Origin of the sequence: Clostridium sp. 1001283B150210_160208_E6 (genome assembly GCF_015669365.1) — a bacterium.
GTDB lineage: Bacteria > Bacillota > Clostridia > Clostridiales > Clostridiaceae > Clostridium > Clostridium paraputrificum.
Map to the genome: position 1 here is coordinate 398,945 of NZ_JADPAA010000002.1, position 14,083 is coordinate 413,027.

General features: G+C 30.7%; 12 protein-coding genes and 1 pseudogene. 1 reads left to right on the forward strand and 12 read right to left on the reverse strand.

The features are described from left to right. Window positions 1-31 precede the first annotated feature (31 nt). The 9 genes from I4V16_RS04575 to I4V16_RS04615 all read right to left on the reverse strand — a co-directional run bounded on the left by I4V16_RS04575 (window position 32) and on the right by I4V16_RS04615 (window position 6,729). Window positions 32-451 carry a gamma-glutamylcyclotransferase family protein gene (locus tag I4V16_RS04575; RefSeq protein WP_099329582.1) on the reverse strand — a complete coding sequence of 140 codons (420 nt, stop codon included), beginning with the start codon at window positions 449-451 and terminating at the stop codon, window positions 32-34. After that, window positions 451-1,092: a pyroglutamyl-peptidase I gene (pcp, locus tag I4V16_RS04580; protein ID WP_049180368.1), complete on the reverse strand. Its 642-nt coding sequence runs from the start codon at window positions 1,090-1,092 to the stop codon at window positions 451-453. The genes I4V16_RS04575 and pcp overlap by 1 nt, the downstream gene beginning before the upstream one ends. A 19-nt stretch (window positions 1,093-1,111) precedes the next feature. Beyond that, window positions 1,112-2,041, reverse strand: coding sequence for a DUF979 domain-containing protein (locus I4V16_RS04585; protein WP_049180369.1), 930 nt, complete (start codon window positions 2,039-2,041; stop codon window positions 1,112-1,114). Window positions 2,042-2,060: 19 nt separating this feature from the next. Further along, a complete protein-coding gene (locus I4V16_RS04590) occupies window positions 2,061-2,744 on the reverse strand; it encodes a DUF969 domain-containing protein (RefSeq protein ID WP_049180371.1) in 684 nt (227 codons plus the stop codon). A 242-nt stretch (window positions 2,745-2,986) separates the two neighbouring features. After that, on the reverse strand, window positions 2,987-3,676 hold the full coding sequence (locus I4V16_RS04595; RefSeq protein WP_195966543.1) for an amino acid ABC transporter ATP-binding protein: 690 nt from the start codon (window positions 3,674-3,676) through the stop codon (window positions 2,987-2,989). 11 nt (window positions 3,677-3,687) lie between these two features. After that, a complete protein-coding gene (locus I4V16_RS04600; protein ID WP_049180374.1) occupies window positions 3,688-4,332 on the reverse strand; it encodes an amino acid ABC transporter permease in 645 nt (214 codons plus the stop codon). Between the two features lie 22 nt (window positions 4,333-4,354). Continuing rightward, window positions 4,355-5,155, reverse strand: coding sequence for an amino acid ABC transporter substrate-binding protein (locus tag I4V16_RS04605; RefSeq protein ID WP_027097298.1), 801 nt, complete (start codon window positions 5,153-5,155; stop codon window positions 4,355-4,357). 195 nt (window positions 5,156-5,350) lie between these two features. Then, on the reverse strand, window positions 5,351-6,292 hold the full coding sequence (locus I4V16_RS04610; protein WP_049177418.1) for an SPFH domain-containing protein: 942 nt from the start codon (window positions 6,290-6,292) through the stop codon (window positions 5,351-5,353). Between the two features lie 2 nt (window positions 6,293-6,294). Further along, the gene (locus tag I4V16_RS04615) at window positions 6,295-6,729 is read right to left on the reverse strand and encodes an NfeD family protein (RefSeq protein WP_207738450.1); all 435 of its coding nucleotides are present in this window, start codon (window positions 6,727-6,729) and stop codon (window positions 6,295-6,297) included. 290 nt (window positions 6,730-7,019) lie between these two features. Here I4V16_RS04615 and I4V16_RS04620 point away from each other — a divergent pair, with 290 nt between their 5' ends. Continuing rightward, complete coding sequence (locus I4V16_RS04620; protein ID WP_049177419.1) at window positions 7,020-8,918, forward strand: NAD(+) synthase; 1,899 nt, start codon at window positions 7,020-7,022, stop codon at window positions 8,916-8,918. 135 nt (window positions 8,919-9,053) lie between these two features. Here the strand turns inward: I4V16_RS04620 and I4V16_RS04625 are convergent. The 3 genes and pseudogenes from I4V16_RS04625 to I4V16_RS04635 form a co-directional block, all read right to left on the reverse strand. Then, window positions 9,054-9,246 (reverse strand): annotated as a pseudogene (locus tag I4V16_RS04625) (transposase). Between the two features lie 232 nt (window positions 9,247-9,478). Beyond that, window positions 9,479-13,108, reverse strand: a complete 3,630-nt coding sequence (locus tag I4V16_RS04630; protein WP_111937601.1) for an efflux RND transporter permease subunit — start codon at window positions 13,106-13,108, stop codon at window positions 9,479-9,481. A gap of 164 nt (window positions 13,109-13,272) precedes the next feature. Then, window positions 13,273-13,920 (reverse strand): deoxynucleoside kinase, encoded by a 648-nt coding sequence (locus I4V16_RS04635; RefSeq protein ID WP_027097292.1) that lies wholly within the window; start codon window positions 13,918-13,920, stop codon window positions 13,273-13,275. Window positions 13,921-14,083 lie beyond the last annotated feature (163 nt).

A 14,083-nucleotide genomic window follows, 5' to 3' on the forward strand; every position in this document is an offset into this window, starting at 1 on the left:
TAGTAAAGAAAGACCTTTTTTAAAGTTCTTTCTATTCTGTCATATGTTTTTTCCAATCTCCATGTTCAACTAGAACTGCTTCATCATGGAATCTTGTATCAATACTTTTATTATAAAAATATGAATAACACTTTTCTTTTGTACCATCTTCAAATTCTACTTCAACCAAGACTTTATTATATTCATTGTTAGGGTTTCCTTCTCCAAGAACTCCCTCCATCTTGTCAACTGCTGCCATTACTTCATCATAATTAGAAAGTTCCATAACTTCCCCAACTACTTCACCTAACCCACTTAAAACAGCTGGATATCCTTTATAAGGCATATGATATAGTACTACATCCTTAATCTTAGCCCTTCTATTAGATATAACATTACCTTTTAAGTATTTATCATAATTGAAAAAACCTTCTCTTAAACTTCCATAAGCAAACATTTTTATTTGACTCATTAGCAGATAGTCCCTCCAACAGCCTTTACATCTGTGTCATTTTCAACAGCTGCCTTAATGCATAATTCTAATCCCTTAGCTATATCATCTAAGGACATTGCTGGAGTATTTGGCTTTGTAACTACTTGTGATGGAATATATGGTACATGTATAAATCCACCCTTCTTACCTGCATACTTCTTATGAATCATATATAATACACCATACATTACATGGTTACATACAAATGTTCCTGCTGAGTTTGAAACAGATGATGGAATTCCACCTTCTTGCATCTCCTTAACCATGGCCTTAATAGGTAAGTTAGAAAAATAAGCATTTTCTCCATCTTCAAATATAGCTATATCAATTGGTTGATTTCCTTCGTTATCCTCTATTCTAGCATCATCCATATTAATTGCTACTCTTTCAGGAGTAACTCCAAATCTTCCACCAGCTTGACCTATAGATATTATTATATCTGGATTATGTTTTTGCACCGCTTCTTCTATCTTTTCTAATGCCTTTCTAAAAACTGTAGGTATTTCTAACTTAATAACTTCAGCTCCTGAAATTTCATTAGGTAACTTTTTAACTGCTTCTAAGGCAGGGTTTATTTTTTCTCCACCAAATGGATCAAATCCTGTTATTAAAACTTTCATATCTATCTCTCCTTTATCTTTAGAATGCTAAGAAATACATTAATGGAATATGTATTGCAAGTAAAACTATAGCATATACAGATTGTACTTTTATTACTGCATTTTTATCTTCTATTTCTAATAGTGCCACTGGTAAAACATTAAAGTTTGCTGCCATAGGAGTCATTAATGTACCACAGAATCCTGCTGTCATTGCAAGAGCTGAAGCTACTATTGGATCTCCACCTTGCATAAATACAAAAGGAACACCTATACCAACTGTTATTACTGTAAATGCTGCAAAAGCATTTCCCATTATTGCTGTAAATAATGCCATACCTACACAGTAAGCTGTAATACCAAGCCAGATATTACCTTCCGGAATAACATTTGAAATCATATTAGATATAATATCTCCAACACCTGCTGCTGTAAATAATGCACCTAATGCTGCTAGTAATTGAGGTAAAATTGCTGTAGAGCTTACTGATTGAAGCATTCTATCACTATCTTCCACTACTTCAGAAACTGAACATTTAGTAATTATAAGCGTTAATATAAGAGCTGCTACTGCTGAAATACCTATAGCTGCCACCCCAGATATAGGTGTAAATTGAGCAATTGCAAGTGCAACGAAAGCTATAACTAATGATGGTAAGAATATTTTTAACCCTATCTTTTCAGCTTTAATCCTAGAAAAAGTATTATCTAACTGCTTAATTGTACCCATATTAACTTGATTAAATCCTGATAATACAGCTATAACTATTATCAACCCTCCAACTACTTCAGCTGGTATAAACTGTCCAAATATAAATATAACTGCTAATATTCCCCAAAATGCCGCTGTACCATATCTAGTTTTATGTTTTTTATCTTTTAATGTATATATCATAGTTAATGTCATCATTAATCCAACCATGACATAGAATATGTTCAATAATATATCTGAAAGTGCTTTTATATCCATTTAGATTTTCCTCCTTAGTTTATTTCTTTATTCCGTACTTTCTCTTTAAGCTTCTATCTAATAAATAATTTTGTAATACACCTAATATAAAGGCTATTATTGCAACCGGAATAGATGCCTTAGCTATTGCTAGTGTATCAACAGTTTCTCCAAGTCCTGGTAAATTCAAAGTACCAAGTGTACTTGCAATTAATAAAACTCCTGAGTTAGCCATAAATACGTTTTGTCCAAAAAAGTTAGCTATATTATCTGATGCTGCAGAATAAGCTTTTATCTTATCTTCGTCCTTTTTATCAATTTCTCCGTACTCTGCTATAGCTGCTCCTTGAGCCATTGGATTTATAAGAGGTCTTACAAACTGAGGATGTCCACCTAATTTAACTGATAGTGTAATAGCTATTTCTCTTACAAATAAATATCCACTTATTATCTTACCAGTAGATAATCCTTTCGCTTTTTTAATTAACATAATTGCCTTTTCTTTTAATCCATATCTTTCACACAGACCTATTACTGGCAATGTTAAAAGAAATAAACACATTTCTCTTTTTGCTACAAAAGTTTCACCTAAAGTTCTAAGTATTTCTACAATACTCATATCAGCTACTAAACCTGTTACAACACCTGCCGATATAACTACTGCAATTGTGTTAAGTTTTAATGCGAACCCAACAATAATAATTAATATTCCAATTAAAGCCACTTTTAATCAATCCCTTCTCTTTTGTACAAGCTTAATTTAATTTATTATAACTAATTTTTCGACTTTTTTCCACGATTATAATTCTCATTTTATAAATAAATCCTGAAATTACATATCATTTTGTCGATTTTTCGTATATTTTTCTTACTTTTTTATACCAACTTACCTTTATTAATAAGTTGTTACTTAAAGTTTACGTTATAAAAAAAGAGAGGATTATATTATAACTCCTCTCTTCAACTCTAATTAATTTGTTCAAAAATTAACCCTTCAATTAACTTTCCTTTATCCATAGATACAATCCTGTCTGCTACCTTTTTAGCAAAATCCATATCATGTGTTATTATAAGGGTAGCCATTCCAGTCAAACTCAAACTTTTTATAAGCTTTGCCACCTCATCTGTTAACCCTGGATCTAAAGCTGATGTGGGTTCATCAAAACATATAAGCTTAGGTTCTAATGCTAATGCTCTTCCTATTGCAACCCTCTGCTTTTGCCCACCTGATAATTGAAATGGATAACTATTAATTTTATCCTCAAGGCCTAAAAATCCTAAAATTTCCGTAGCCTTATTTATGGCAACCTCTCTTTTTATCCCCAATACCTTTTGAGGTGCCTCTATTAAATTTTCTAAAACACTCATATGAGGAAATAAATTAAACCCCTGAAAAACCAGCCCTATATCTCTTCTTATATCTTTAAGCCCCTTTTTATCTATATACTTACTACTATGACACAACTCTTTCCCATTAATTTCTATGTCTCCAGAATCTGCTTCCTCTAATGCATTAATGCACCTTAAAAGAGTAGTTTTACCTCCACCAGAAGGCCCCACAACAACTAATATTTCTCCTGATTTAATTTCTAAGTCTACCCCTTTTAAAACCTCTACTTTCCCAAAGCTCTTAGTTAACCCACTAACTTTTAGCATAAATACCACCTCTATTCATAATAACTAAATTTCTTTTCTACATTTGATAATATCTTAGTTAATAATCCAATAAATAATAGATAAATTGCCCCTACCATTACTAGTGGAAATAATGATGCTGTTCTATTTAAGGCTATAGTCCCTACCTTTAATAGCTCGTCCAATCCTACAACATAAATTAAAGCAGTATCCTTAACTAAAGTAATTATCTCATTTGACACTGGCGGTAATATTCGCTTAAAAGCTTGAGGAAGTATTATCCTAAAAAATATATGTTTATTTGATAATCCTAATACATATGCTCCTTCATACTGTCCTTTATCTATAGATTGAATTCCAGATCTAAATATTTCTGCAAAGTATGCCCCATAATTTAATACTAATGCTAATATAGCTGCTGGAAACCTTGATATTCCTATATCTAATAAAGGTAATCCAAAAAATATAAATATAATTTGAAGCATTAGAGGAGTACCTCTCATTATAAGAACGTAAATTCCAGTTATCCATCTTATAAAACCTAACTTTGATATTCTTCCTAATGCAATTATTAACCCTAACGGAATAGACATAATTAAGGTTAATATAAATATTTTTAATGTCGTTCCAAAGCCTTGAACTAACTGTGGCATAAGTTCTACTATCATAGTCTCCATAGAGTACTCCTCCTTAAATTAATTATTTTACCACTATATCATCACCAAACCATTTCTTTGAAATTTCTGATGCCTTTCCAGACTCTACAACTTGGTCATAAGCCTTATTAAATGCTTCCACAAGCTTTGTGTCGCCTTTTTTCATACCTACCGCATAATCTTCTTCACCAAAGTTGTCTTCTAGAAAATTAAATTTATCTGAACCTTTTTTATTTGTATAATATTTCAATAAAATTTCATCTGCTACAATAGCATCAGCTCTTCCCGCCTCTAGGTCTCTTAAAGCTTGCTCATTAGTATCAAATGTAACTAACTCCTTAAAATTGTTCTTATAATCTCCAATAGCATTAATAGCACTAGATTCACTTTGAGCTACAACAACCTTACCCTTTAAATCCTCCTTAGTTTTTATAGATGATCCAACTAAAGTTACAATAACTTGTCTATTTCTTAAATAAGGTTTTGAAAATTCAACTTGTTCCTTTCTTTCATCAGTAATAGAAAAACCATTCCATATAAAATCTATATTACCATTGTTAAGTTCTGATTCTTTCATATTCCAATTTATAGGTTGGAACTTTATTTTTTTACCCATAACATTTGATATTTCCTTTGCCATTTCAATATCAAAACCTGTATATTCCCCATTATTATCCTTAAATCCCATTGGAACAAAAGTATCATCAAATCCCAATACTAATTCTTCCTTATCTAAGGAACTTGTTTCACTTTCCTTATTATCGCCACAAGCCACTAGCCCTAAAGCCATAGCCCCTATCATTGTAAGTAACAAACCTTTTTTAACTATTTTTTTTAAACTCATATTTATACCCCCAATTTATTTTCTTTATCTATTTATTACTTTATCATACTAAAGCAATAAAATCAACATTTTTAACAAAAAAAATTGTAACCACAAAATTTGTGATTACAATTAATCTTTATTGAACCTCTTTTTCAAAAAACAACTTAATTTTAATAAAAGTACTGTAGTATCTACAGTACTTTTAAATAATTCTTATTTTTCTCCTTTAAGCATTTCCCCTATTGCTGCTATGCTACCAAGAGATGATAATGTTTCATTTGGTAAAATAAGCTTGTTAGCTGGATTATTAGCCATTTCTTTAAGAGCTTCAACTTGCTTTAACGCAATAACTCTTTCATCAGTTCCAGATTCTATAATAGCTTTGTTTACCTTTCTTATAGCTTCTGCTTCTGCAATAGCTATTTGTTCTATAGCCTTAGCTTTACCTTCTGCTTCTAATAATTGAGACTCTTTTAAACCTTCAGCTCTTCTAATATTAGCCTCTTTTTCAGCTTCTGCTTGAAGAATCTTAGCTTGCTTTTCACCATTTGCTTTCTCTATTTGAGATTGTCTTTGACCTTCTGCTTGAAGAATCATAGCTCTCTTATCTCTTTCAGCCTTCATTTGCTTTTCCATAGCATTTTGAATTTCAGCTGGTGGAATTATATTCTTAATTTCAACTGAAAGTATCTTTATACCATAAGCATCTGTAACTTCATCAATAATACTTAATAGATCTTGGTTAATCTTATCTCTGCCTGATAATATTTCATCAAGTGACATATTACCTAATATATTTCTCATATTTGTTGTAGCAGAATAAACTATACCTGATTTGAAATCTTCTATATTATATACTGCATCCTTTGCATTAAGTAATTTATAGAATATTACATTATCAACAGATATCTTAACATTATCCTTAGTAATAACTGATTGAGGTGGTACGTCTAAAATTTGTTGCTTTGTAGATACTCTTTTTCTAACAAAGTCTACAAAAGGTATTGTAAAATGCCAACCTGGCTCTAATATCCTATGGAATTGACCAAAACGTTCAACTACATATAAGTATCCAGTATTAACAATTTTAATTGATGATAGAATTATTATAAGAACTATTAATAATCCTACCCCTAATAATATTAATCCAACCATTATTATTCCTCCCTTATTCCTTCAATAACTAATTTATTTCCTTCAATTCCAACTACTTGGAACTTTTGGCCTTTTAATATTTTTTCTCCTTTATTTTCGCCTGTCCAATAGATTCCACTAACCTTGAATCTATATCTATCCTCTATATCCTCTGAGGCGATAAAAGTTTTTCCTATATACTCTTCTTCCATAAGCTTAGTACGATTAACAGTATTCTTAAACTTTTTCCTTGACCAAGGATAACCTATTGAAATTGCAATTATACTTGAAATTCCAAACAATATTAGTTGCCACGCAAAACTTAAACCAGCTAAAGCAGCAATAATTGCAACTACAGATCCTATTGCAAACCATACAAATAAGAATAAACTTGTACCAATATCAAGTAGTATTACCCCTACGCCAATAACCAACCATAATATAATAGCAGGTATCATTATTTTCCCTCCTCCTCTGGGATTTACTCCCATACATGATATTATTATACCACTTTTACTATTTTATTTATATATTATTTACTTTATGCTTTTATTATACGAGAACTATTAACCTTATACAAAGTTTATTTTTACCCTTTAAGAGTTATTTAATACCGTATTATAAAATATCTCTCTCCATTTCTTTTGTTTTCATTGATTTTCTAATATTTTCATCTTATTATGTTTATATAATTAGATTTTTTCAAATAATACACTAGTAAGAATATATTAATTGGAGTTGAATTATTATGGATTTTATAAAAGTTGCATCAGCTTGCCCTGTTACTAGAGTAAGTGATGTTGAATTTAATATTAAAAACATCCTGACTTGCATTAATGATGCTGTATCTAATAATGCAAAAATGATAGTTTTTCCAGAGCTATCTATTACTTCTTATACCTGTGGAGACCTTTTTCTTCAAGATACTTTGCTTAGTAAATCTCTAGAGGGTATAGAGAACTTACTTTCATCTACAAAAGACTTAGATATTTTAATAGCTGTTGGTGCACCATTCTTGCACAAGGCTACACTGTACAATTGTGCTTTTGTTTTATTTAAAGGTAAGGTATTAGGAATAGTGCCTAAGTCATTTATTCCTAATTATAGTGAGTTTTACGAAAAACGATGGTTTACAGAAGGAGTAGGTATTAGAGATAAGGTTGTATCTCTTCCTTTCCAAGAAGATATTCCATTTGGAACTAATTTAATATTCTCATGTAAAGATTTTAATTATGCTTTTGAAATATGTGAAGATTTGTGGGTTACTATACCTCCAAGCTCATATTTAGCTTTAATGGGTGCTAATATAATAGGAAATCTTTCAGCATCAAATGAATTAGTTAGTAAGATGGAATATAGAAAATCTCTTATATCTAATCAAAGCGCTAGAGCTTTATGCTCCTATGTATACTCCTCTGCAGGTGTTCATGAATCATCCACTGACCTTTTATTTAGTGGACATTTATTAATTAGTGAAAATGGTACCTTATTAAAAGAAAATAAGAGATTCCAAAGAGATAATGAAGTAATTTATGGAATAATCGATTTATTCAGATTAAAAGCTGAAAGAATGAAGAACTTAAGTTTTAGAGACTCTTCAAAACAAGTTAATATTGAACCTAAAATCATAAAATTTAACTATGATAATACAGAACTAAAATCTTTCGATAGATTTGTAGATAAGCATCCTTTTGTTCCTTCTAATGAATATGAAAGAGAAACAAGATGTAAGGAAATATTTGATATCCAGTCTGCTGCATTAGCAAAAAGATTTGAACATGTTGGTTTAAAGAAAGCTGTTATTGGAATTTCAGGTGGTCTAGATTCTACCCTAGCTTTACTTGTAGTGGTTAAAACATTTAAATTATTGAATCTACCTATGGAAAATATAATTTCTATTACAATGCCTGGTTTTGGAACTACAGATAGAACTTATAATAATGCTCTTACTCTATGTAAAGAACTTGGTTGCGATTTAAGAGAAATAAATATAGTAAAAGCTGCTCTTCAACATTTTGAAGATATTGGCCATGATAAGGATATCCATGATGTAACTTATGAAAATGTTCAAGCAAGAGAAAGAACTCAAATACTTATGGATATTGCCAATAAAGAAGGTGGATTACTAATTGGTACTGGTGATTTATCAGAACTTGCATTAGGATGGTGTACTTATAATGGTGATCATATGTCAATGTACTCAGTAAATCCTTCTATACCAAAAACATTAGTAAGATATCTTGTTAGATATGTTGCTGAAAAGGAAGTTTCCAAAGAAGTTTCTGAGACTTTACTTGATATTTTAGATACTCCTGTAAGCCCAGAGCTTTTACCAAAGGATGCAAAGGGTGAAATTGCCCAAAAGACAGAAGATATAGTTGGACCATATGAACTACATGATTTCTTCCTATATCATTTTATTAAACATGGCTCTTCAAAGGAAAGAATATACTTCCTAGCAAAAGAAGCATTTAAAGATGATTATAGTGATGAAGAAATTCAAAAATGGTTAGACAAATTTATGTGGAGATTCTTCACTCAACAATTTAAGAGAAGCGCTCTTCCTGATGGACCAAAGGTTGGTAGTATATCCCTTTCTCCTAGAGGTGATTGGAGAATGCCATCAGATGCAGCACCATGGAAATAAGTTTAAGATAATATGGATAAAAAAGTTAATAAAGATAAAAAGGACCACCCGTAAAACGGGTGGTTTGCTCTGCACCTAAAAGGTGCTTTATTTTTTGCTTCCTTTTACCAGCTCACCCGTAAACGGGTCAATATATTATTTAAAACTCAATTGCTCATATGCAATATCTATATTTCAAGTTTGCATGTCTATCAAATATCATCAACGAACTCTTACCTTTTAGATATCCCATAAATTAAGCTACGCTCAATTTCAGTGGTATACTAACAAGCATATGTATATGATATTTACAATTCCATTTGCTATGCACTAAACTACTATTGTCCATTGGAGGTTTTTTATTTTCTACTCACCGCTAAAAGCTCTTTAGAACCACCAGCGTAGCAGGTGGTATTCAAAATACAAAAAAAGAAATCCAGCCCAGCTGGATTCCTCCTATCTCTCTTATCTTTATTCAATATTATCTCTTTTATCCCTACTACTCTTCTTACCTAGTACCTTGTACCTTCTTAACCTTATTATCTCGTTTATCCCTATTATCCTTCTTATCTTTTTTATCCTTAATCTACTTCTATAGGTTTTAACTCTTTTTTATGAAGAATATCATAAATTATAGGTACTACAAATAAAGTAAGAATTGTAGCATATGTTAATCCACCTATAGTTACTATTGCCATAGGTTGAATCATGTCTGATCCCATTCCAATTCCCATAGCTAAAGTTGATAATCCAAGTATTGTTGTTAATGCTGTCATAAGAATAGGTCTAATTCTTGTTCTACCAGCAACTATTAGGGCTTCCTTTTTATCTACTCCCTCTAATCTTAATTGATTTACATAATCCACGAACACTATACCATTATTAACTACAACACCTGCAAGAACTAAGAATCCAAGCATTGCTATCATACTTAAGTTGAAACCTGTTAATAATAATGCAAGTAATCCACCTGTAAATGCTAATGGTATTGTAAATAAAACTATAAATGGTGATAAGAATGATTGGAACTGAGCAACCATGATAGCATAGATAAATACTATTGCAAGTAATAACATACTTACTAAGTCTGAATATGTGCTATCCATTGATTCCTTTTCTCCACCCATTTCTACTGTATATCCTTCTGGAACATTGTAAGTGCTTAATTTCTTCTCTACATCATCACTAACTAATCCAACGTTATGATCACTATCAACTCCAGCTTTTACAGATATATTTCTAACTTGATTTTCTCTATTTATGCTTGATAAACTTTCCTCTTCACTTATAACTGCAATATCAGTTAGTTTTATCTTCTTCTCTTCGCCATTAACAGTTGAAGTTATTTCATAATTATTTAGCTTTTCTTTAGTTAATGATTTTGCATCATCATTAACCAATACCACAGGATATTCTTTAGAATTTAAATTTAAAGTTGTAGAATTTGATTCACTCTTTATGGCAGAAGCTATATCTTGATATACTTGTGCTACTGTCAATCCATGTTCCATAGCTTTATTCTTATCTACAGTAATCTTAGTTTCCATAGAACTTTCATCTAATCCATTTTGAATTTCCTTAGTTCCTTCTACGCTTTCCAGAATTCCAGCTATATCTTTAGCCATTGATTTTAATGTGTCTAGGTTGTCTCCCTTTATCTTTACTTCGACACCAGAACCCCCTAAAGCAGACATATCCATAGTAGACGAATTTATTTTTAGCTCACAATTTAAATCTTTAGTTTTTTCTGCAATTTCTTTTGATACTTCCTTGCTTGTTGCTTTTTTATCTTCTTTTAAAAGAACATAATAAGAAATAGATTTACTTTGTCCTCCCATCAAGCTTCCTGTTCCTGATTCCATAGCTCCAACAGTTTCTACGTCATCTATTTCTGTAATTCTTTCAATTACCTTATTACTCATTTCTCTCAAATCACTTTGAGGAGTATCTTTCTCCATACTCATAGTAACTGAAATTTGAAGACTATCCATTTCTGGCATTAATATCATTCCCTTTGCCATAACACCAATAAAACTTATAACCAGTAATATAGCTACTGAACCTAATACTACCCACTTATATCTAAGAGCTTTCCTAAGTAAACCTTCGTAAAAGTTCACAAATCTATCAAATAATCCATGCTCTTTCTCATCAATATTGGTTAATACCTTTGAAGATATTGTAGGTACTAAAGTTAAAGCTACTATTAAACTTGCTATTAATGAATATGCAATTGTAAGGCCCATATCAGTAAATAACTGTCTTGATAATCCATCCGTAAAAACTATAGGTAAGAATACACAGATTGTTGTAAGGGTTGATGCCACTATTGCACCTGCTACTTGTGATGCCCCTTGTACTGCTGCCTTTTTTATACCCATGCCTTCATTTCTCAATCTATAAATATTCTCTATAACTACAATACTATTATCTACTAACATACCAACACCTAGAGCTAGTCCAGCTAATGATATAACATTCATTGTAACTCCACTAAAGTACATCATTGCAACTGCAAATAATAAACTTATTGGAATACTTAAAGCTATTATTATTGTTGGTTTTATATTTCTTAAGAATACAAATAATATTACTACTGCTAATAATCCACCTAAAACAAGATTATTTAATACAGAACTAATTACTATATTGATATATACCCCTTGGTCTTGAAGAGGAGTAATATGTAGACTGCTATCCTTTTCTTGAAGCTGTTCTATTTTTTCATTTACTTTGTCTGATACCTCTGCTGTGGATGAAGTGCTTTGCTTTTGAAATGCAAGAATAACTCCATCATTCCCATTTATCTTTGCATACATATCACTAGAGTTATCTACCATTTCAACTTTTGCTATATCCTTTAACTTAATGTTTCCAACATTATCTACTGGAACATTAAATAATACCAAATTCTCTAATTCATCTAAACTTGTAAATGCATCTCCTACTTTTACAAGAATTTGCTCGTCCCCTTCTACTAAATAACCTGCAGGCATACTAAAGTTTTCTGCCATTAATATCTTGCTTATAGTATCCTTTGTTATTGCACTACCTATACCAGCCTTTTTATAAGCTTCATCTCTTGACTTTTCAAATTCTTCATAGGCTTTATTTAATTCAGCTTCAGCATTATCTAAAGTAATTGAAGCTTTTGTTAATTCTCTTGTTAAAGTTAATTTCCCCACTTCAATTTGCTTTTGAGTTTCTACTAAATTCTCTAATTGTTTTTCTAAATCTGGAGTTTTTTCATTAATTGAAGCTATTGCTTTATCAATAGTATCTACTCCAGCTGATATTTGATTTAAGAAAGCTTTTATTTCATCGCTAACAGGAATATTTAACCCATTAAAAAATTCTATTAGTTTATCTAAAACTTCCTTTTGTTTTATTAATTGTTCTTTTTGACTTATTAACTCTTCCTTAGTTTTGGGTAAATTCTCTAGTGCATCTTCTAACTTTAACTTTCCATCCTGAATAGCTAAGCTACCTTCCACTAACTCCTCTGTCTTTAACTGTGTTTCTTTTTCTAATAATTTTTTACTTTCTGCAATTTGCTTTTTACCTTGGTCTAACTTGGCTTGAGCTTCTGCTAATGAACTATCAACTGTAGCTAAAACCTTATTATTTATCTGGTTTATTTTATCTTCATTCAATTGAACTTTTATGCTTTCTTCAACTAATCCTGTTCCACTTACTGATGCTACTCCCTCAATTCTCTCAAATTCTGGAATAACATCATTGCTTACATACTCAGATAAATCTTTTACATCTTTGCTATTATAGTCTACACTAGCAACCATAATTGGCATCATATCTGGATTCATCTTCATGAACATAGGAGTTCCAATTTCATCTCCTAATTGTCCCTTTACCATATCAAGTTTACTATTCATCTCAATTATGATGCTGTCCATATTTATACCTTGCTCAAATTCTAACATGATCATACTAGAATTTTCTCTAGATATACTGTTTATCCCCTTGATTCCACTTGTAGTTGCTAAGGCTTGTTCTAGTGGTTTTGTAACTGATAACTCTACCTTTTCAGGACTTGCACCCGGATAAGTAGTCATAACAATAACATATGGCAAATCCATGCTTGGAAGTAAATCAGTAGTCATTTTCGAAAATGAAATAAATCCTAATATACTTACTAATATTGCTGATACTATAATTGTTAGTGGCTTTTTTACACTGAATTTTGATAACATTCCCACACCATCCCTCTATACTTTAAAAACTCGATGATATCATTTTAACATTTTTATTATGACTTAGGATATAAAAGTAAATAAAAAAAAGTATTGAATCCAATACTTTTTTTTACATAATATTAAATAAATAATAACAAATTTAACTTTTTTCTCTTTTGCTACTATTGCCTATTCTTTAATTTTTCTTCTACTAATCTAATAAGTTCTTTCTTATCTTCTTCACTATTTACTATATCTAACTTATCCATATCTATAATTACAACATCTGAAGCACTATAACAATTATTAACCCAGTAATCATACCCTTCCCAAAGGAACTTGTAATATTCCATTAGGGAATCATCTACTTCAAATTCTCTACCTCTAAGCTTTATTCTATTTATTACAGTATCAAATGACCCCTTTAAATAAACCATTAAGTCTGGAGCTTTCTTTGGTATTTCCTTTAACTCCTCCATCATATTTTCTAAAAGATCTTCATATATCTTCATTTCTAATTCTGATATTCTACCAAGTTCCATATTCTTTTTAGCAAAATACCAATCTTCATAAATAGATCTATCTAAAACATTATTATCAGCGTATAATGCTTCCTTAATACTCTTAAATCTAGTATTTAAGAAATAAAGTTGTAGCAAAAAAGGATATCTCTTTTTTTGAATTTCCTCTTCTGATTCACTATAAAAAAGGGGTAGTAATGGATTATCATCTACACTTTCATAGAATACTTCCGAATTAAAATGTTCCCCTAAAACCTTTGATACTGAGCTTTTTCCTAAGCCTATCATCCCTCCAACAACTATCACCATGATTCACCTATCCTTACTTTATCTTTAATTCATTTATAAGAATACAAAGTTACTCTTCCTTAGTCAAGAGAAAGATTTACTAATTAAAATACTTTGCATTATTGTTCAAAGTAAGCTATACTTAGAAAGTTAGTGTCGATACAATAAATTTATTTAAATATAT